General features: G+C 63.5%; 22 protein-coding genes and 1 tRNA gene. 9 read left to right on the top strand and 14 right to left on the bottom strand.

What is annotated here, in order from left to right; translation table 11 throughout:
- The first annotated feature begins 18 nt into the window (after positions 1-18).
- The 5 genes from fdh3B to LY622_RS02730 all read left to right on the top strand — a co-directional run bounded on the left by fdh3B (position 19) and on the right by LY622_RS02730 (position 3,849).
- Complete coding sequence (fdh3B, locus tag LY622_RS02750) at positions 19-633, top strand: formate dehydrogenase FDH3 subunit beta (protein ID WP_234289483.1); 615 nt, start codon at positions 19-21, stop codon at positions 631-633.
- Positions 634-642: 9 nt separating this feature from the next.
- Entirely contained in the window at positions 643-1,701 is a 1,059-nt protein-coding gene (locus LY622_RS02745; RefSeq protein WP_234289482.1) for a formate dehydrogenase subunit gamma, read from the top strand.
- A gap of 105 nt (positions 1,702-1,806) precedes the next feature.
- Positions 1,807-2,130 carry a DUF1244 domain-containing protein gene (locus tag LY622_RS02740; RefSeq protein WP_234289481.1) on the top strand — a complete coding sequence of 108 codons (324 nt, stop codon included), beginning with the start codon at positions 1,807-1,809 and terminating at the stop codon, positions 2,128-2,130.
- Positions 2,127-2,648 (top strand): molybdenum cofactor biosynthesis protein B, encoded by a 522-nt coding sequence (moaB, locus tag LY622_RS02735; RefSeq protein WP_234289480.1) that lies wholly within the window; start codon positions 2,127-2,129, stop codon positions 2,646-2,648. Before LY622_RS02740 ends, moaB begins: the two co-directional genes overlap by 4 nt.
- On the top strand, positions 2,641-3,849 hold the full coding sequence (locus tag LY622_RS02730; RefSeq protein WP_234289479.1) for a molybdopterin molybdotransferase MoeA: 1,209 nt from the start codon (positions 2,641-2,643) through the stop codon (positions 3,847-3,849). Before moaB ends, LY622_RS02730 begins: the two co-directional genes overlap by 8 nt.
- Here the strand turns inward: LY622_RS02730 and LY622_RS02725 are convergent.
- From LY622_RS02725 to LY622_RS02695, 7 genes are all read right to left on the bottom strand, one after another.
- Positions 3,836-4,432, bottom strand: a complete 597-nt coding sequence (locus LY622_RS02725) for an acyl carrier protein phosphodiesterase (RefSeq protein WP_234289478.1) — start codon at positions 4,430-4,432, stop codon at positions 3,836-3,838. The two genes, LY622_RS02730 and LY622_RS02725, sit on opposite strands and share 14 nt — an antisense overlap.
- Positions 4,433-4,491: 59 nt before the next feature.
- Positions 4,492-4,845: a TusE/DsrC/DsvC family sulfur relay protein gene (locus tag LY622_RS02720; RefSeq protein WP_234289477.1), complete on the bottom strand. Its 354-nt coding sequence runs from the start codon at positions 4,843-4,845 to the stop codon at positions 4,492-4,494.
- Positions 4,845-5,135, bottom strand: coding sequence for a sulfurtransferase complex subunit TusB (gene tusB, locus LY622_RS02715; RefSeq protein ID WP_234282751.1), 291 nt, complete (start codon positions 5,133-5,135; stop codon positions 4,845-4,847). Before tusB ends, LY622_RS02720 begins: the two co-directional genes overlap by 1 nt.
- A gap of 37 nt (positions 5,136-5,172) precedes the next feature.
- On the bottom strand, positions 5,173-5,550 hold the full coding sequence (tusC, locus tag LY622_RS02710) for a sulfurtransferase complex subunit TusC (protein WP_234289476.1): 378 nt from the start codon (positions 5,548-5,550) through the stop codon (positions 5,173-5,175).
- A gap of 13 nt (positions 5,551-5,563) precedes the next feature.
- Positions 5,564-5,956, bottom strand: coding sequence for a sulfurtransferase complex subunit TusD (gene tusD / locus LY622_RS02705; RefSeq protein WP_234282746.1), 393 nt, complete (start codon positions 5,954-5,956; stop codon positions 5,564-5,566).
- A 73-nt stretch (positions 5,957-6,029) separates the two neighbouring features.
- A complete protein-coding gene (locus tag LY622_RS02700; RefSeq protein WP_234282744.1) occupies positions 6,030-6,698 on the bottom strand; it encodes a Bax inhibitor-1/YccA family protein in 669 nt (222 codons plus the stop codon).
- Between the two features lie 97 nt (positions 6,699-6,795).
- The gene (locus LY622_RS02695; RefSeq protein WP_234289475.1) at positions 6,796-7,254 is read right to left on the bottom strand and encodes an NUDIX hydrolase; all 459 of its coding nucleotides are present in this window, start codon (positions 7,252-7,254) and stop codon (positions 6,796-6,798) included.
- Between the two features lie 76 nt (positions 7,255-7,330).
- Here LY622_RS02695 and LY622_RS02690 point away from each other — a divergent pair.
- Positions 7,331-7,420: transfer RNA gene (locus LY622_RS02690), tRNA-Ser, on the top strand.
- A 187-nt stretch (positions 7,421-7,607) separates the two neighbouring features.
- Here the strand turns inward: LY622_RS02690 and LY622_RS02685 are convergent.
- Entirely contained in the window at positions 7,608-8,048 is a 441-nt protein-coding gene (locus LY622_RS02685; RefSeq protein ID WP_234289474.1) for a hypothetical protein, read from the bottom strand.
- A 192-nt stretch (positions 8,049-8,240) separates the two neighbouring features.
- Entirely contained in the window at positions 8,241-8,327 is an 87-nt protein-coding gene (locus LY622_RS22750) for a small membrane protein YohP (protein ID WP_459637834.1), read from the bottom strand.
- 327 nt (positions 8,328-8,654) lie between these two features.
- On the opposite strand from LY622_RS22750, the gene LY622_RS02680 reads away from it, so the two are divergent.
- Positions 8,655-9,200 carry a YaeQ family protein gene (locus LY622_RS02680; RefSeq protein WP_234289473.1) on the top strand — a complete coding sequence of 182 codons (546 nt, stop codon included), beginning with the start codon at positions 8,655-8,657 and terminating at the stop codon, positions 9,198-9,200.
- Positions 9,201-9,238: 38 nt separating this feature from the next.
- Here LY622_RS02680 and LY622_RS02675 read toward each other — a convergent pair whose 3' ends face one another.
- Positions 9,239-10,945: a potassium/proton antiporter gene (locus LY622_RS02675; protein WP_234289472.1), complete on the bottom strand. Its 1,707-nt coding sequence runs from the start codon at positions 10,943-10,945 to the stop codon at positions 9,239-9,241.
- 196 nt (positions 10,946-11,141) lie between these two features.
- Between LY622_RS02675 and LY622_RS02670 the strand changes: the two genes are divergently transcribed.
- Positions 11,142-12,350: an ABC transporter substrate-binding protein gene (locus LY622_RS02670; RefSeq protein ID WP_234289471.1), complete on the top strand. Its 1,209-nt coding sequence runs from the start codon at positions 11,142-11,144 to the stop codon at positions 12,348-12,350.
- An 18-nt stretch (positions 12,351-12,368) separates the two neighbouring features.
- Here LY622_RS02670 and LY622_RS02665 read toward each other — a convergent pair whose 3' ends face one another.
- The 3 genes from LY622_RS02665 to LY622_RS02655 all read right to left on the bottom strand — a co-directional run bounded on the left by LY622_RS02665 (position 12,369) and on the right by LY622_RS02655 (position 16,036).
- The gene (locus LY622_RS02665; protein ID WP_234289470.1) at positions 12,369-13,151 is read right to left on the bottom strand and encodes an alpha/beta fold hydrolase; all 783 of its coding nucleotides are present in this window, start codon (positions 13,149-13,151) and stop codon (positions 12,369-12,371) included.
- Positions 13,152-13,189: 38 nt separating this feature from the next.
- A complete protein-coding gene (locus LY622_RS02660) occupies positions 13,190-13,861 on the bottom strand; it encodes a 7-cyano-7-deazaguanine/7-aminomethyl-7-deazaguanine transporter (RefSeq protein ID WP_234289469.1) in 672 nt (223 codons plus the stop codon).
- A gap of 192 nt (positions 13,862-14,053) precedes the next feature.
- Positions 14,054-16,036: a propionyl-CoA synthetase gene (locus tag LY622_RS02655; protein ID WP_255761869.1), complete on the bottom strand. Its 1,983-nt coding sequence runs from the start codon at positions 16,034-16,036 to the stop codon at positions 14,054-14,056.
- Positions 16,037-16,310: 274 nt separating this feature from the next.
- On the opposite strand from LY622_RS02655, the gene LY622_RS02650 reads away from it, so the two are divergent.
- Complete coding sequence (locus LY622_RS02650) at positions 16,311-16,631, top strand: ArsR/SmtB family transcription factor (protein WP_234289467.1); 321 nt, start codon at positions 16,311-16,313, stop codon at positions 16,629-16,631.
- Between the two features lie 14 nt (positions 16,632-16,645).
- Here the strand turns inward: LY622_RS02650 and sohB are convergent, their stop codons facing one another.
- Entirely contained in the window at positions 16,646-17,686 is a 1,041-nt protein-coding gene (sohB, locus tag LY622_RS02645) for a protease SohB (protein ID WP_234282727.1), read from the bottom strand.
- Between the last annotated feature and the right edge of the window lie 135 nt (positions 17,687-17,821).

The raw sequence follows: 17,821 nt of genomic DNA, 5'->3' as shown, positions 1-17,821 counted from the left end.
CGCCAACAGGAGATTCCCATGGCCCAGATGAAATTCATGTGCGACGCGGAGCGCTGTATCGACTGCAACGGCTGCGTCACCGCCTGCAAGAACGCCAACGACGTCGAATGGGGCATCCAGCGCCGCCGCGTCGTGACCCTCGACGACGGCGAGCCCAGCGAGGTCTCGATCTCGGTGGCCTGCATGCACTGCGACGATGCCCCCTGCATGGCGGTCTGCCCCACCGACTGCTTCTACAAGACCGAGGACGGCATCGTACTCCACGACAAGGACCTGTGCATCGGCTGCGGCTACTGCCTCTACGCCTGCCCCTTCGGGGCACCGCAGTTTCCCAAGCAGAACGCCTTCGGCGAGCGCGGCAAGATGGACAAGTGCACCTTCTGCGCCGGCGGCCCGGCCGACTCGAAGGAAGAGGAGTACGAGAAATACGGCGCCAACCGCATCGCGGAGGGCAAGCTGCCCCTGTGTGCCGAGATGTGCTCCACCAAGGCGCTGCTGGCCGGCGATGCCCAGACCGTGGCCGACATCTTCCGCCAGCGGGTGGTCCAGCGAGGCCATCCCGACGGGGCCTGGTCGGGCAACCCCCAGGCGGCTGCCGACAACCTCGCCTATGACGCCACCCGCCAGGGGTAAGGAGGCAGCATGTACGTTTCCAATGCATGGCCTGGGTTCTGGCGGGCGGCGCTCTTGGCCCTGGCGTTGCTGGTCGGCCTGGGGGGCGCCCCGACGGTGCTGGCCCAGGCCGATCCCGACCGCGAAGCGGCCACCGCCGTCGGCGGCGTATCGCCGGATACCTGGCGCCAGGTGCGCAGCGGTGAGACCGGGCCCAACTTCCGCGACAGCCGCGCCGAGTCCACCTACAACCTGGTCAATGCCAGCGGGGAGACCTGGCGGCAGCTACGCAATCGCTGGGTCTCGCCCTTCGGCCTGATCGCCATCGGCGGCATGATCGTGGTGATCGCGGTGTTCTACGTGATCGTTGGCCGCAAGGACCTCAGCGGCCCACGCACGGGGCGCAAGCTGCTGCGCTGGCCACTGCTCGTACGCTCGATCCACTGGACTGTGGCCACGCTGTTTATCGTCCTGGCGCTCACGGGGCTGAACCTGCTGTATGGCAAGTTCGTCTTCCGGCCGCTGTTCGGGGATGCCGTGTGGGGCGCGATGATCTCCGCCTCGAAGGTCTCCCATAACTACCTGGGCCCGCTGTTCGGCATCCTGCTGATCGTGCTCCTGGCGCGTGTGCTCAAGCACAATTGGCCGAAGAAGCACGACCTGGAGTGGTTCAAGCAGGGCGGCGGCCTGGTCGGCAAGGGCCATCCCGATGCGGGGTTCGCCAACGGTGGCGAGAAGCTCTGGTTCTGGCTCCTGGCCACGGTGGGCATCGTGGTGGTGGTCAGCGGCTTCGTGCTCGACTTCCCCAACTACGGCCAGGGCCGAGACACCATGCAGTGGGCCAACATCATCCACGCGGTGGGGGCGCTGGGGCTGACCGCCGTGGCCCTGGGCCATATCTACATCGGCACCATCGGCTCCGAGGGATCGCTGGAGGGCATGACCACCGGCTACGTGGACGAGACCTGGGCCAAGGACCACCACAACCTCTGGTACGAAGAGGTGAAGGATCAGGCGGTCTCCGAACAACAGATCTCGGCCGGCCGGCCACCGCCCGACGACAGCGAGGAGGCTGCCACTCGTTCCTGATCAGCCTCGTTGATACACTGCCTTCTCGACACCGCCTTCGGGCGGTGTCTTTTGTTATGCTGGCAACACGCCTCACACCCTTCATGACCGGCAGGGAGACACGCTATGCAGCATCTCGACGATGCCACCCGTACCGAACTGGAAGCCGCGGCATTCCGCCGCTTGCTCAAGCACCTCGACGAACACAAGGAGGTGCAGAACATCGACCTGATGATTCTGGCCGACTTCTGCCGCAACTGCCTCTCCAAGTGGCTGGTGTCGGCGGCCGAGCAGCAGGGTGCCGATCTCGACTATGAAACGGCCCGGGAGTATGTCTACGGCATGCCCTACGACGAGTGGAAAGCCAACTACCAGCAGAAGGCCACGCCGGAACAGATGGCCGCCTTGGAGGCCCAACAGGCCCGTAAAGGGGAGCAGAAAGGGTCATGAGCGAAACGATGATACCGCTGAGGATAGCGGTACTGACCATCTCCGATACCCGGGACCTGAATACCGATCGCAGTGGCGCCCTGCTGGCCGAGCGCCTGGAACTGGCGGGGCATCGGCTCGCCGAGCGTCGGATCGTGATCGATGACATCTACCGTATCCGTGCGGTCGTCTCCGAGTGGATTGCCGAACCGGATATTCAGGTCATCCTGACCACCGGCGGCACCGGGTTCACCGGTCGCGATTCGACGCCTGAAGCCGTGTCCGTGCTGCTGGACAAGCGCATCGAAGGCTTCGGCGAACAGTTCCGCCAGCTCTCCTTCAATGACGTTGGCAGCTCGACGATCCAGAGCCGCTGCCTGGGCGGCCTGGCCAATGCCACCGTGATCTTCTGCCTGCCCGGCTCCAGCGGCGCCTGCCGCACCGCCTGGGATGGCCTGCTGGCAGAGCAACTCGACAGCCGTCACAAGCCGTGCAATTTCGCCAACCTGGTCATACCCGGCCGGGGTCAACATGGCTGAGCTTCAACCCATCGAGGCAGCACTCGCCGCGCTAGTCGAGGGTGTCGGCCCGCTACCGACGGAGGTCGTAAGCTGCAGCCAAGCCGCAGGACGGGTGCTGTCCGATCCGGTGCTGGCCCGACTCGACGTGCCGCCCTTCGACAATAGCGCCATGGACGGGTATGCCCTGCATCACGGCGATGCAGGAAAGACACTGCCGATCACGCAGCGTGTCGCCGCGGGGAGTGCCGTCCAGCCGCTGTCACCGGCAAGCTGCGCACGGATCTTCACCGGCGGCGAGCTGCCGCCCGGGGCCGATTGCGTGGTGATGCAGGAGCGCGTCGAGACGAAGGATGGCCTGGCGGTCATCCCCGCGGATATCCCGGCCGGTGATAACGTGCGCCGCCGGGGCCGTGACGTACGGGCGGGGGCGCCGCTGCTCGATGCCGGCGTACGCCTCGATGCCGCTGCATTGGGCCATATTGCCGGACAGGGCATCACCAAGGTGGCTGTGCGCCGTCGCCCCCGTGTCGCCCTGCTCTCCACCGGTGACGAGATCGTCGATCCGGGCCAGCCTCTGGCCCCGGGACAGATCTACAACTCCAACCGCCCCATGCTCAGGCAGCTGCTGGAACGCTTCGGCGCCGAGGTGGTGCTCGTCGCCTCGGTGCCCGACGACCCGGAAGGTACCCGCGCAACCCTGAGCCGGGCCGCCCGGGAAGCGGATGTGGTGGTCTCCACCGGCGGGGTGAGTGTGGGTGAAGAGGACCACGTCCGCGCGGCACTGGAATCCATCGGCCGGCTCGACCTCTGGCGCCTGGCCATACGGCCCGGCAAGCCGCTCGCCCTGGGGCGGCTGCCCGGGGAAGGCGGCAGGCCAGTGCGCTTCGTCGGCCTGCCGGGCAACCCCGTGTCGTGCTTCGTCGGTGCCTGGCTGTTCCTTCGCCCCCTGGTGGGCGCGCTGCTTGGCTGCCCGGCCCTTGCCGAGCTGCCGACGCTCCCCGCCCGTGCCGACTTCGCCACCAGCACCGGCCCTCGTCGCCACTATATGCGCGTGGCCATCGAGTTCGGTGAGCAAGGGATCGTGGCAAGCGCGTTTCGCGACCAGAACTCCGGCGTGCTCTCTTCCTGCGTCGGCGCCGATGCACTGGCCGTGATACCCGAGCAGTCACGCATCGCGCCCGGCGACGCCGTTGACTGCCTGTGGCTCAGGGTCGATTGAACGATGGGCCCTTCCCGGTATCGGGTACCTCGAGTTCGTCGTTCACTGCGGGCCAGAGGCGCTGAAAGTCCTTCTCCAGGCCGGCATAATCCGCCTCCAGCCAGGGCACAAGCTCCGCCAGGCGGTTGGGGCCCGAAAGCCGCTGACCGATACCGCGCACCGCCCGGCAGGTGAAATCGAAGTCGGCGTAGCGATGCAGCCAGTCCTGCTCCACCAGTACCGGCATCATGAGAGCCAGGCGGGCGGGGGCAGGACGCTGCTCCAGCAGGCGATAGCAGCGCAATACCAGCCGGGATTCCACCACGTCGAGTTGCAGCTGGCGCGCCACGAAGTGGTCCCACATCAGGTCCAGGGCGATACCGGTATAACGCCGAAGCGTCTGCGGCGCCCGGCTCCGTGCCGAATGGATCACCGGATGGCCATCGACGAAGGCATCGACCCGGCGATGGTGCCGGATACCGCTGGCGACCTCGACGGTCCAGGCCGAGAGGTCACTGCCCTTGACGCCGTCGGCAATCAGGTTGCCGTAGAGGAATTCGTCGCTGCCGCCGCGGGCCAGCCAGGCATGAGCCAAAAAATTCATGGGGAACGCTTCATCGAGAGTGCGCTTTCATGGCAAGACCTTCGTGGAAAACCCCTTCATCAGAGGCAATTCGCCGGCTTCGGCAGGCCTGCCAGCCGCGCCGCCACCTTGGCAGGGCTTTCCGGGAAGAGGCGCATGAGGTGAAGCGAACGCCCTTTCTCGCTTCCCAGCGACTGCGCCACGGCCTTGACCAGCGGCCGCATGGCCGGCGAGGCCTCGTAGCGAGCATAGAAGTCGCGCAGTACCGAAATGATCTCCCAGTGCTCATCGGTCAGCTCACGCCCCTCCTCGGCCGCCATGGCGCTGGCCACGGCCGGTGTCCAGTCATCGAGCGCTATCAGATAGCCCTCCGGATCGAGGGCAATGCGCTGGGCTCCCACCTGCAGATAGCGGTCGATTTCCGTGGAAGCCATCAGAACCAGCTCACTGTCTTGTCGGCTTCTTCGGTGAGCGCCACGAAGCCGTCGACGTCCACCACCTGGACACTGGCATCGCAGTGGCCATCCAGTCCGTGGGCCACCAGGTCCTCACGCAGGGCGAACAGCCGATCGCCGATCACCTCGAAATGACGAACCTGGGACGGCAGCGCGCCATGTACGCCATCTTCGACCAGCAACAGGCGATCTTCCGGCCCCATGCCGGCGAGGGCGTCACGGTAGACCAGGCTCGAGCTGGGAGAGCGATTGAGAATGTGCAGGATCATGATCGACCTCGCGATTATCGTCGTGTCACCGATGGCGTCAGAATGTCAGTACTAGCCGGTGCCCGGCTATCAGCGCCGCTATCGATGGCGGCTCGAGGGGGCTTACCGGCAGCTGCAGCGAATCGGTAGACAAGCCCAGGCGGGCAAGTGACGTCGCGTCCAGGAACAGCGACTCGATATCGTACATCGCCAGCATATCCAGCGTGGCAGAGGTGCCCTTCTGCCCCAGGGGACCGGGCCCCTGCCCCTGGAGCAGCGCCAGAACGCCATCGCCCTGGAACAGCAGGCTCACTGCCTGTCCGAAGGCCGCCGCCACCAGGGCGGCATCGAGGCCTTCACGCAGCCAGCTGCTGCCGTGGGGCGGATGGCGCAATATGACCAGCACATCTCCGTCCAGAACGGTCTCTGCTTGCATCGCATCCTCCTCCTCAGGGCGCAAAGGTCACCAGGCGATCGACGCCTAGCCCCAGGTCGATCAACTGGCCCAGCCCCGTCAGTTCGAAAGGGGGCTCGACGCTATGGCCCGACTTGCCGTGGCGGGAGGCCTCACGCTCATCGAGCAAACCCCGGCGCAGGGCGGCAGCGATGCAGACCTGAAGCTGGGTGCCGTGCTCCTCGTTCAGCCTCACCCAGGCGTCCACCAGATGGGGCTCATCCTGAGGGGGCGCCGCCAGCCGTGCGGCGTTATAGACACCATCATGATAGAAGAAGACGCACTCCAGGCGATTTCCCCGAGCCAGCAGGGCCGCGGCAAAGCGCAGAGCGGAATGCGAGGCCTGGCTGCTGTAGGGGGCGCCCTGAACGAGCAATGCGTAGCGCATGGACGGTTCCTGCCCTATCAAACGAGCAAGCCCCGCCTGAGCGGGGCCTGGGGATTACACTTCGAACCTGAGGTCAGTCGTTGCTCATGATACCGAGCAGCATCAGCAGGCTGACGAAGAGGTTGTAGATCGAGACGTAGAGCGTGATGGTGGCGAGGATATAGTTGGTTTCCCCGGCACGGTGCACGATCTCGCTGGTCTGGTAGAGGATCGCCGCCGAGGCGAACAGCACGAAACCGGCCGATACCATCAGCATCAGGGTCGGGATCTGGAAGATCAGGGCCGCCACCATGGCCAGGATCAGCACGATCGCCCCCGCCATCAGGAAATTGGAGAGGAAGCTGAAGTCCTTCTTGGTGATCAACGCCACGGCCGAGAGGCCGATGAAGGTCAGGCCGGTCATGGCCAGCGCATTCATGATCAGCGCGGCGCCATTGGGCAGTGCCAGGTAGGCGCTGAGGATCGGGCCCAGCGTGAAGCCCATGAAGCCGGTGAAGGCGAAGGTGGCCAACAGGCCGGCAGCGGAGTTTGCGGTCTTGTGCACCAGGAACATCAAGCCGTAGGCGCCCGCGAAGAATACGAGAATGTTCATCCGCTCGACGCCCATGGTCATGGCGACGCCAGCCGTCACAGCGGAGAACAGCAGTGTCATGGCCAGCAGGCCGTAGGTATTGCGCAGCACCTTGTTGGTACTGACTACCTGTGACGTATGCTGTGCCACATGTGTTTCGTTATAGGCCATTGATCCAGAGCTCCCTGTAATTGATCTGAGTGATCTCGGCAGTGGACAAAGAATGCCGCCGGTTGGTTCCCGACGCAACCCCTTAGTTCTGAAAGCCTCAACGCACCATCATCGCAGAATTCTCTCCGACAAGCAGCTGGTTCGCAATCATTCGGGCGCTGGCGCAGATCGCTGCGTCATCGTTCAGTGCTCCAGCATCCAACCAGTGGATTTCACTGGCATCGTCACGGGCCACTGCCGTCCCGCCCAGCCAGTGGCATCGTACCACCACGATAACGTAATGGCTCAGCAGCCCGCCACCGGCGTCATACTGCCTATCTTCAACCGCGGTCATGACACCAAGTGGCTCGGCCTCGATGTCGGTTTCCTCCCGTAGCTCGCGAACCGCGGCAGCCAACAGTGGCTCGCCGGGCTCGACCCGCCCTCCCGGCAGGGCGAGCATGCCGGCATTGGGTGGATGCCTGCGCCGGATCATCAATACTCTGCCCTCGTGCAGCAACGCCGCGGATACCGCCACGCGTGGCAAGATGACGGGCGTTGTCAGAGGCATCGCCATGGCCGCCTCCCGGTGCCGGTGCAGTGGAACCCCTTGACCTCATGAAGATAGCTGGTAATATTCGCCCCCGTGAGCCGGAGGGATGGCAGAGCGGTTGAATGCACCGGTCTTGAAAACCGGCGTAGGGTCAAACCTACCCAGGGTTCGAATCCCTGTCCCTCCGCCACCCTGCTCCCTGAGAACCCGCCCTGGTAGGCGGGTTTTTCCATTCTAGACCAGCATAATCGGGGCGTCCGCTCCCATTGGACCACACCAAACGGCAGCGATGAGGCGGGATTCTGTCTTTGGCCGCAGTAGCGCTTGTCGGCGACGGCACGCATCACCGCCGGTCGAGTGAACGCCGACTACAATGCTCACGTCATCGGCGCTTCGGGCAACAGCTTGCCGACTTCCACTTCCCAGTCGAAATCGTTGTTTGCCGCATCGAACGCGAGCTGCTCGGCTTCGCTGAGCGGCAGGGCACTGCCGTCGTCGTCGACCAGTTCGATGCCCTCCATTTCGAGCCTGCTCTCGCCGGCTTCGCTGAAGTCGATATAGAAGTCATAGGCATCTTCCAGTGACGCCTTGCCACCCTGGGCCGTCCAGTCGATAAGGTAGGAAATCTGCGGAAAGGCTTTCGCACGGAGCAGGCAAGTGCCGGACAGCCAGGAAATGTACTGGGTTATCATGGCCGGTTCGCCGTCAGCATCCAGCCCCACCGGTTCTTCAAACTTGTCCAACTGATGCTCGCCAACCTCGATCTCGTCGACGATCCATTCAAGAGCCTCGAACTCCTGTGTCGTGATGGTACGCATCGCACTGCCCTCCACCGGTCACCGATAACGTCGCCTCGGCGGGGCCTGAGGCTTCACCCTTGTCTCCTCTTACCCTAGACCAGGATGTTGCCGATGGGGCTCGCCTCGGTTGGCACACATGACCATCAAGTGGAAGGCGGCAATGCACCTTGAATCGACGGGGTTATTCACCAGCCTTCCCAACTGACCTGCCTAAAATATCAGCATCAGAAGGCCGATAACGACTATCAGTCCGATAAGAAAGATGATGCCTGCAGTGCTGGCGAGAAATTTCAACATGACTACCTCCGTGTATTGGCGCTTCGTGTCCAGGCGGTTTCGCATGGCAGCTTGATGGCTCACAATGCGCATGTAACGGTCCGACAGTTACATTACCCGGCAAAGACTTACGCTGATATTACGCTAATGGTTTTTCGTTTACTTTCGGGTACTTAACCAGTCGAGAAACGTAGACCCGACTGGTAGAAACGTAGACCTTTTACCTCCGGAATGGCAAGCCGGAAGTGAGCCGGCGTCCCCTTTTGTTGTCATCTTTACCGGCGTCGAGTCGAAGCGTGCCCGATTGTGGCATCATGGGCCCTCCTCTGAGCAAGGTATCGACGGCAAATGGCATCGAAGGCAACGATTCACAAGGCCCAGCTGCAGATCGCTGACATGGATCGGCATTACTATGCAGACCACTCCCTGACAGTGGCGCGCCACCCATCGGAAACCGATGAGCGCATGATGGTGCGATTACTGGCATTCGCTCGCCATGCGGACGAGTCGCTGGCCTTCGGCCGGGGCCTCAGTACCGATGATGAGCCCGACCTCTGGGTGAAGGATCTGACCGGGGCCATCGAACACTGGATTCAGTTGGGCCAGCCTGACGAGAAGGACATTCGCAAGGCCTGCGGCCGGGCTCGCCAGGTCACGCTCTATACCTACAGCGGGAATGGCGCATCGCTCTGGTGGGATCAGCACCACACCAAGCTCGCCACCCTTGCCAACCTGACGGTGGTAGATGTCGACGTCGCATCGGTTCAAGCCCTGGCCTCACTGGCAGCCAAAAGCATGTCGCTGAACTGCACCATTCAGGATGGCATGCTCTGGCTGGCGAGTCCCGAGCAGTCGGTGGAGGTCACGCTCACCGAACGCCAGCGAGCGAAGTGAAACGGAGCCCGCCCCACAGCTTCATCATGGCAAACGGCTCAATAGAGGCGTAGACCGACTCGCGTCACCCTGTTGCCATCCATTTCGCTGACCACCCAGTGGATGCCATGCCAGTCCACGTCATCACCGACGACCGGGTGGCCGCCAACCCTCAAGGAGACGAAGTCTGCGAGGGTCATATCGCTCTCGCCAGGGCTCAGGGTCAAGCCGTAGACGCCGGCGATATCGCGCATCAGCGCTTCCCCATCGAAGGTGAAGGTGCCGAAGAAAGCTCGCTCCTGCTTGAGCTTGGCATCGCCACTGAACAGTCGATTCAAGGCCGGGAGATCGTCGCTACGCCCGATCACGCAGATCACATCACCCAGCTTGAGCCGGGTACTGCCCTTGGGATGCAGCATGGCGTGCTGGCGGAACAGCGCCGAAATGACGGCACCGGAAGGAAAGCGCAGCAGCCGTATCGGCACATCGTCCAGGTCCTGGTTGTCGACCTTATAGACGAACATCTCGTAGTCGTTCTCGGGCAGAATACCCAGCGGGCCCCGGTGGTTGGGCGTTACACCCTGGGGGATCTCGACGCGCATCCAGCGCGCCATCAATGGCAGCGTCCCCCCCTGTATGAGTAGTGACATCAAGACCACGGCAAACGCGACATTGAAGTAGAGCTCCGCGTTATCGACCCCGCCGATTACCGGAAAGATGGCCAGCACGATAGGCACGGCCCCCCGCAACCCCACCCAGGAGAGGAAGCCGATCTCTCGCCAGCGAAACTTGAAGAAGGGCTTGACGGTAATCAACACCGCCAGCGGCCGGGCCACGAAGATCAGTGCCAGGGCCACCAGCGAAGCCGGCAGCGCATACTCCAGCAGGCCACTGGGGCTGACCAACAGGCCAAGAATGAGGAAGAGCCCGATCTGGCTCAGCCACGCCAGCCCATCGTGAACGGGCAGGATGAAGTTGAGGTGGCGTCCCGGCTGGTTGCCTATCATCAGGCCGGTCAGGTAGATCGCCAGGAAGCCGCTCCCCCCGAGGAAGCTGGTCAGGCCGAAAACGAAAAAGCCAAGGGCCAGGGCCAGCAAGGCGTACAGGCCCGGCGCGAGATCCAGCCAGCGCAGGAGCTTGCCGCTCAGCCAGCCCGCACCCAGGCCAATCAAGAGTGCCAGGCCGAACTGGGTGATCAGGAACAGCAGGGTGGACGACACGCCCCGGATGTCGCCCACCAGGACCTCGACCAGCAGCAGGGTCAGGAAGATCGCCATGGGGTCGTTGGTGCCGGACTCGATCTCCAGGGTGGCACTGACACGCTCATTGAGATGGACTCCGCGCCCGCTGAGCATGGAGAAGACGGCGGCCGCGTCGGTGGATCCGACGATCGCCCCCACCAGCAGGCCCTGGACGATGGTGAGATCGAACACCCACATCGCGATGACACCGACCAGCGCACTGGTGACGAACACACCGAACGTCGCCAGTGACAAGGCTGGCTTGAAGCCTACCCGAAAGGTCTTGAGGCGTGTGCGAAGCCCCCCATCCAGCAGGATCATGGCCAAGGCCAGGTGTCCGATGAGGAAGGCCATAGAGTAGTCGTCGAACTGGATGCCCAGCACGCCCTCCTCGCCCGCCAGCATCCCCAGCCCCAGGAAGATCAGCAGCAGGGGCAGCCCCACCATGGAGGAGAGACGGCTGGCCAGTACGCTGAGAGCGATCAGAAAACCACTTAACAGGAAAAGGGTATTGATGGTATCCATAGAGGCCTCAAGGCGCGGAGCCCATCATTATGCCATGCAAGGAGGAACGGGGCAGTGAATGGCGCCGCTGGCCTTCGGCCGTTCAGCAAGGCTAAACTGGCCCTCCCCGATTGATTGCTATCGCTGCCGGAGACGCCCCCATCCCATGGCTAGATCCTATCGATGGTTCGCAGTACGCGTTCTGGCGCCAATGGTCTTGTCGTTTTCCCTCACTCCAGCCCTAGCGCTCGCCGATTCCCCGCTGGAATCCTCCGACGCCCTGGTCGCACCGCCACTGATCCTGAAAACCGAAGTCGTCGTTCCTCCGGCGGCATTCTACCGGGCGGAAGCCCTGGCACAGAGTGAGTTGACCCCGCTCGTCCAGCTACCGCCGCAGGTCCCAGAGCCCTCCTTCATCGAACTGTTTCTGCCGGAGGAGCCCACGTCCGTCGCCGACATGGAAGAGGCCGAGATCCCCTCCGTCGCCAGCACACCTGCCGAGCCGATCGTTCCACCCCCCCTGATTCGGCTCGAGATCACCCTGGACTGGTACCTCAACCCCCAGCATGCCGCCCTGCTGGTGGCACGAGAGAAGGGAATGTTCGCTCGCCGAGGGCTGGATGTCACCCTGGTCAGCCCGGCGGACCCCAATGTGCCGGCCAAGCTGTTGGCGGCCGGCAGAACCGATCTGGCGCTGGGCAGGCAACCGCAGCTACATCTGCTGGCGAGCAAGGGGCTGCCATTGATTCGTGTCGCCACGCTCGTCGGCACCCCGATGGCGGGGCTGTTGCTGCGAGATCCGCCGGCCACCGACAATGGCGAACTCGGCCTCGACGGCGCACACCTCGGCTATACCGACCTGGACGGGCGCGACATCCTGCTCTCCCGGCTGCTGGCCAACCTGCTGACCCTGGAGAAGGGGATCGAGCTGGTGGACGCCCGTGACGTGCATTACACGGCGCGGGACAGCCTGCGAGAAGGAATCGTCGATGGCGTGATGATCAACCACCGCTTCCTGCTGCCGCGGCAACTGGTGGATGAAGGCGTCTCCTCCCGCTTTCTGAGCGTCGAGGAGCACGGCATTCCCAGCCATGATGGCCTGATCCTGATGGCCAACCGGGACAAGCTGAACGGCAAGCGCGAGGCCATCCGCGCTCTCGTGGCGGCCATCGAGGAGGCAACCCTCTGGATATTCAATCATCCCGAACGAGCCTGGGAGCTGCTGGCGGCGTCGGAACCGGCGCTGGATGACCCGGCCACCCGCGAGGCCTGGAGCCACATCTTCCCACGTCTCTCGCTGCAGCCTGCCGCCGTGGACCACGGACGCTACCACCGCTTCGAGCAATACCTGCTTGACGCAGGCGTAGTCGAAACGACGACCCCACTGGAACGACTCGCCATCGACCTTGGCGCGCTCACGCCCTGATTCGTGCCCTCGGGAGCGTCAGCTCTCCAGCGAGTCGAGGAAGCCGTTCACCGCTGCCTGGAAGGCGTCGGGATCTTCCGCATGCAACCAGTGTCCCGCCCCTTCCAGGGTCTTGATCTCGGCCCGGGGCAACACCTCACGCAGCCTCGGTATCATCTCGTCGGTGACGTAGCGGGAGTTCCCCCCACGCAGTACCAGCGTGGGCCCATCGAAGGCCCCCTGGCCTGCCGGCGCCTGCATGATCTCCTGATAGCCCGCTTCGATCTCGTCGAGACCGATACGGAGCTCGAGCTCGCCAGCCTCACCGCGCTGAAGGTTGGTGGCCAGGAACAGGCGCGTGCCACGCTCCTCGACGTGCTCCGCCAATAGTGCGTCGGCCTCGCGTCGGTTGGCAGGCCTGCCCTCCTCCAGTCGGCGAAGTCCGGCAAAGACGTCGTCGTGGCCATGGCCGTAGGCCTGGGGCGCGATATCGGCGACGATCAGCGAAGCGACACGCTCCGGGGCCAGCCGCGCGAGTGAGACAACCACCTTGCCGCCCATGGAGTGTCCCAGCAGGTGAGCCCGCTGGATACCGAGTCGCTCCATCAGCGCCAGTAGGTCCTGAGCCATCTCGCTGTAGCTCATGCCCTCGACATGGGGAGAGCGGCCATGGTTGCGAAGATCCACGGCCACCACTCGGTGGCGCTCCTGCCATTGCTTGACGTGGGAACGCCAGTTGTCGGCGCTGCCCAGCAGGCCGTGCACAACGAACAGCGGCGTACCTTCGCCACCGGTATCGACATAGTTGAGTTCGACAGTCATCGGGCCTCCAGTGCAGGTTCGAGTCGGAACGGTTCGAGTCAGGGGTGCTGCGGCGCCAGGTCCTGCTGGCCGGTCAGGATGACCAACCGGCGGCTCAGCCAGGCGAGGAGCACACCGTAAAGCGGAAGGAAGAACAGCAGGCTGATGCCAAGCTTGATCACATAGTCGACGGTGGCGATCTCGACCCAGTTGGCTGCCATGAAGGGGTCGGGGCTGCGGTAGAACGCCGTGGCGAAGAAGGCTGCGGTATCGGCCAGGTTACCGAAGACGGTCGATATCGCAGGCGCCACCCACCAGGACTTCAACCCGCGAAGCCGGTCGAAGACCTGGACGTCGAGCAGCTGTCCCAGCACATAGGCCATGAAGCTCGCCAGGGCGATACGCGCCACGAAGAGGTTCCACTCGCCCAAGGCCTCCACCCCGGCAAAGCCCCCCCGAGGAAAGATCACCGATACCACATAGGAGATAACCAGTGCCGGCAGCATGACGCGCATGACGATGGCGCGCGCCGCTTCCTTGCCGAATAGCCGAACGGTCAGGTCGGTGGCCAGGAAGATGAAGGGAAAGCTGAAGGCGCCCCAGGTCGTATGGAACCCGAACAGCGTGAAGGGCAGCTGAACCAGGTAGTTGCTGGCCGCGATAATCAGGATATGAAACGCCACCAGCAGCATGAGGCAGCGGCGGTACTGGGCTTCCTTCAACACGAACATCGGCCGGTCCTTTTTGACGACCCCGCCGAACGGAGTCGTGTCGTTGCACAATGAGGGGTGAGGGAACCCTCGGAAAGGCGCGGATTATACGTGTGATGGCGGGCACTGGCCAATGCGCCGCCCCCGAACGCAATGACGCCACCCGGTGGGTGGCGTCACGCAGCCCAGGGGGCATGGTCAAGGCGGCACCGCTCAGACCTGGCGTGCCTCATGGGCAGCGCCCACCGAACGATCCTTCATCGCATCGTGGACGTCTTGCAGGCTGGCCGGGTCATCAATGGTCGAGGGGACCCCGAACTCCTTGCCATCGGCGATATTGCGCAGCAGCTTGCGCAGTATCTTGCCGGAGCGCGTCTTGGGCAGACGGTTCACCACCAGGACCTGCTTGAAGCAGGCAATGGGCCCGATCTTCTCCCGCACCAGGGCAATCAGTTCGTTTTCCAGGGCCAGCTCATCGCCTTCGAAACCATCCTTGGGAATCACAAGGCCCACTGGCACCTGCCCCTTGAGCGCGTCATGGATGCCGATCACTGCACATTCAGCGACGGCCTTGTGGGCACCCACGACTTCTTCCATCTCGCCGGTGGAGAGGCGATGCCCGGCGATATTGATGACGTCATCGGTGCGCCCCATGATGAACAGATAGCCATCCTCGTCGAAGTAGCCGCCGTCACCGGTCAGGTAGTAGCCCGGGAATGCGGCCATGTAGGCACTGTGAAAGCGCCGGGAATCTCCCCAGACACCGACCAGGCAGCCAGGAGGCATTGGCTGCTTGATGACGACGCTTCCCTGCTCCATCGGCTTGGCCTGCTCGCCCTCACGGTCGAGGACCTGAACGTCGAACCCGGGAACCGGCACCGTGGCACTACCGGCCTTGGTCGGCATCGGGTCAAGGCCATGCAGGTTGGCGGCAATGGGCCAGCCGGTCTCCGTCTGCCACCAGTGGTCGATCACGGGAACATCCAGCAGGTCGTCCAGCCAGTGGAAGGTCGGTGGGTCGAGCCGCTCTCCGGCAAGGAACAGCGCCTTCAGGCTGGAAATATCGTACTGCGCCAACAGCTTGCCGTCGGGGTCCTCCTTCTTGATGGCGCGAAAGGCCGTGGGTGCGGTAAAGAAGCTCTTCACGCCATACTCGCTGATCAATCGCCAGAAGGCGCCGGCATCCGGGGTGTTTACCGGCTTTCCTTCGTAGACCACGGTGGTACAGCCTCGCAGCAGCGGGGCATAGACGATGTAGGAGTGCCCCACGACCCAGCCCACATCCGAGGCCGAGAAGAACACCTCCCCGGGGGCCACGTCGTAAATCGCCTCCATCGAGTAGTGGAGTGCGACGGCATAGCCGCCGGTGTCGCGAACCACACCCTTGGGTTTGCCAGTGGTACCGGATGTATAGAGCACGTAAAGCGGGTCGCTGCCCTTGACCGGCACACACGCCACCGGCTCCGCTTTCGCCACCAGCTCTGCCCAGTCGTGGTCGCCTTCGCCAAGCTCGGCGAGCTGCTGGTCACGCTGAAATATCACGCAGGCGTCCGGCTTGTGCTCACTCTGTTCGATGGCGGCATCGATGATCGGCTTGTACGAGATGACACGGCCAACCTCGATGCCGCAGGAGGCCGCCACGACCACCTTGGGCCGGGCATCGTCAATGCGCACAGCCAGTTCGTGCGGCGCGAAGCCGCCGAAGACGACGGAGTGCACCGCCCCCAGACGCGCACAGGCATACATTGCCATGAGGGCCTCGGGCACCATGGGCATATAGATGACCACCCGGTCGCCCTTCTCGACCCCCAGCTCTTTCAGTGCCCCGGCGAATAGCGCCACCTGATCGCGCATCTCGCGGTAGCTCAAGGTTCGCTTGCTGTCGGTAACCGGAGAGTCCCACAGCACAGCGGGCTGATCGCCCCGCCCCTGCTCGACATGATGATCCAGCGCCGCATGACAGATGTTCAGCTCGCCATCGACGAACCAGCGCGCATGCTGCTGCTCATCGTAGGAAAGTATGGTCTTGGGCGGCGTAAACCAGGGAATGCGACGAGCCTGCTCGGCCCAGAAGGCTTCGGGCTGTTCGATGGAACGGCTGAATTCGGTTTTGTAGGTTGTCATGAGCGTCCTGTCCGACACGAGGTTGCCTTGGATTGTTGACACTCTAGAGAGTTTCCCGAGAATTTCCTTCATACCATCGGCTAATCAGCCCTAGCCATGGGGCAATTGTTGACAATATCGGCGGATTTTCCGACCGAAGTCAAAGTCCCGTTGATTCGACGTTTGACAGCTAATGGGCCACTATCAATGATAACTAAATGAGCAATGCCATAACCATGAAGGGCACTGCCACACCCCTGCCTCCTGCCGCAGCTCGCTGGACAGCTGTTGTCGCAGGCCGAGGTAGCCGCCCGAAGCCGCCCGCCCCGGCCTGCAGCAGCCGGGCAGCCAACACCGGGAGATCGACATGAGCACCTCGCACAGCAACGCATCCCGCCTGCTCGAAGCCGGAGATGTCGCCATCGACCAGGCCACTGCCCTTCTGAAGGCGCTGGCCAATGACAACCGACTACGCATTCTCTGTCTGCTCGACAACTCCGAGCTGTCGGTGACCGAGCTCAATCAGCGTCTAGCGCTGAGTCAATCGGCCCTGTCGCAACATCTCGCCATCCTGCGCCGGGAAGGCCTGGTGACAACACGCCGGGCATCGCAGACCATCTACTATTCCCTGCAGGGCGAACAGGCGAAGGAACTGATCGGGACGCTGGTCAAGCTACAGGAGCCGTGAGCGGCTTTGCTGGCTCAACGCTTCTCCCAGCGGCCGGCATCGAGACGCTCCATTACCCGCTCGATGCCGCCCTCGATCCCTTTCGATATGGCCATTCCGAGGCGCTCGCCCATGGCACGGCGCGCCTCGAGGCGCATGCTGATCACGCGGGCCTCCTCCATGCGCGATACCAGGTACGCCTCGCTGGTACCCAAGGCATCGATCAGCCCCTTGTCGAGGGCGTCCCGTCCATACCAGGTCTCGCCGGTAGCGACCGCCTCGATATCCAGCCGGGGGCGGCGCTCGGCCACATGGGTCTTGAACAGCTGATGGATGTTTTCCAGGTCCGCCTGGAACTTCTCCCGGCCCTCTTCGGTATTCTCGCCGAAGACCGTGAGGGTTCGCTTGTACTCGCCGGCGGTCAGCAGCTCGACATCGATATCGTGCCGCTTGAGGAGCCGATGGAGGTTCGGCAGCTGCGCTACCACGCCGATGGAGCCCAGTACCGCAAAGGGCGCTGCGCGCAGCTGGTCGGCGGCACAGGCCATGAGGTATCCCCCGCTGGCAGCCACCTTGTCGACACAGACGGTGGTCGTCAGGCCGGCATCCCGAAGCCGATCCATCTGGGCGGCGGCAAGGCCATAGGCGTGCACCAGCCCGCCGGGTGATTCAAGGCGTACCACCACCTCGTCGCCTTCCGAGGCGGCGGCAATGACGGCCGATATCTCCTCGGCCAGCCGCCCCACCCCCGATGCCTTGATGTCGCCGCGAAAATCCAGTACCCAGACCGTCTGTCGCGGCTCCCCCGGCGCCTTGCGCCCCTGGCGTCCCTGTGCCTTGTCATCCCGCCGGAACGCCTTGAGCAGTCGCTTGCGAGCACCTGGCTCGCTGGCGGCAAGGGTCAGCCGTCGCCGCCGGTACTCATGTCGATGGTTGAGCTCCTCGATACGCATGCGCAGACGGTCGCCACCTTCGCTCCTTGCCCGGGCGACGATGATCACCACGATTCCCACCAGCAGTATCAAGACCGTCAGCTGGGCCGTGAAGCGCCCGATATCCATCAGCCACTCGTTCACGTTGCTTTCTCCGCTTCCTGGTTGGACGACTTATCCTGACGCCGCCTGACGCCCGGTACAATGGCCTTGATTAAAACAGTTGTTTAAAATACCCTCATCAGAAGTGCCCGACCCTCCCTTGATCCCCAGACAGAG

Source organism: Halomonas alkalisoli, assembly GCF_021412585.1.
Classification (GTDB): Bacteria; Pseudomonadota; Gammaproteobacteria; order Pseudomonadales; family Halomonadaceae; genus Halomonas; species Halomonas alkalisoli.
This window is presented reverse-complemented; position numbering and strand designations above follow the sequence as displayed.

What these genes read in the sequence shown, in the direction of transcription:
- fdh3B (WP_234289483.1), top strand. Translation starts at nt 19, where the DNA reads ATGGCCCAGATGAAATTCATGTGCGACGCGGAGCGCTGTATCGACTGC.
- LY622_RS02745 (WP_234289482.1), top strand. Translation starts at nt 643, where the DNA reads ATGTACGTTTCCAATGCATGGCCTGGGTTCTGGCGGGCGGCGCTCTTG.
- LY622_RS02740 (WP_234289481.1), top strand. Translation starts at nt 1,807, where the DNA reads ATGCAGCATCTCGACGATGCCACCCGTACCGAACTGGAAGCCGCGGCA.
- moaB (WP_234289480.1), top strand. Translation starts at nt 2,127, where the DNA reads ATGAGCGAAACGATGATACCGCTGAGGATAGCGGTACTGACCATCTCC.
- LY622_RS02730 (WP_234289479.1), top strand. Translation starts at nt 2,641, where the DNA reads ATGGCTGAGCTTCAACCCATCGAGGCAGCACTCGCCGCGCTAGTCGAG.
- LY622_RS02725 (WP_234289478.1), bottom strand. Translation starts at nt 4,432, where the DNA reads ATGAATTTTTTGGCTCATGCCTGGCTGGCCCGCGGCGGCAGCGACGAA.
- LY622_RS02720 (WP_234289477.1), bottom strand. Translation starts at nt 4,845, where the DNA reads ATGGCTTCCACGGAAATCGACCGCTATCTGCAGGTGGGAGCCCAGCGC.
- tusB (WP_234282751.1), bottom strand. Translation starts at nt 5,135, where the DNA reads ATGATCCTGCACATTCTCAATCGCTCTCCCAGCTCGAGCCTGGTCTAC.
- tusC (WP_234289476.1), bottom strand. Translation starts at nt 5,550, where the DNA reads ATGCAAGCAGAGACCGTTCTGGACGGAGATGTGCTGGTCATATTGCGC.
- tusD (WP_234282746.1), bottom strand. Translation starts at nt 5,956, where the DNA reads ATGCGCTACGCATTGCTCGTTCAGGGCGCCCCCTACAGCAGCCAGGCC.
- LY622_RS02700 (WP_234282744.1), bottom strand. Translation starts at nt 6,698, where the DNA reads ATGGCCTATAACGAAACACATGTGGCACAGCATACGTCACAGGTAGTC.
- LY622_RS02695 (WP_234289475.1), bottom strand. Translation starts at nt 7,254, where the DNA reads ATGGCGATGCCTCTGACAACGCCCGTCATCTTGCCACGCGTGGCGGTA.
- LY622_RS02685 (WP_234289474.1), bottom strand. Translation starts at nt 8,048, where the DNA reads ATGCGTACCATCACGACACAGGAGTTCGAGGCTCTTGAATGGATCGTC.
- LY622_RS22750 (WP_459637834.1), bottom strand. Translation starts at nt 8,327, where the DNA reads ATGTTGAAATTTCTCGCCAGCACTGCAGGCATCATCTTTCTTATCGGA.
- LY622_RS02680 (WP_234289473.1), top strand. Translation starts at nt 8,655, where the DNA reads ATGGCATCGAAGGCAACGATTCACAAGGCCCAGCTGCAGATCGCTGAC.
- LY622_RS02675 (WP_234289472.1), bottom strand. Translation starts at nt 10,945, where the DNA reads ATGGATACCATCAATACCCTTTTCCTGTTAAGTGGTTTTCTGATCGCT.
- LY622_RS02665 (WP_234289470.1), bottom strand. Translation starts at nt 13,151, where the DNA reads ATGACTGTCGAACTCAACTATGTCGATACCGGTGGCGAAGGTACGCCG.
- LY622_RS02660 (WP_234289469.1), bottom strand. Translation starts at nt 13,861, where the DNA reads ATGTTCGTGTTGAAGGAAGCCCAGTACCGCCGCTGCCTCATGCTGCTG.
- LY622_RS02655 (WP_255761869.1), bottom strand. Translation starts at nt 16,036, where the DNA reads ATGAAGGAAATTCTCGGGAAACTCTCTAGAGTGTCAACAATCCAAGGC.
- LY622_RS02650 (WP_234289467.1), top strand. Translation starts at nt 16,311, where the DNA reads ATGAGCACCTCGCACAGCAACGCATCCCGCCTGCTCGAAGCCGGAGAT.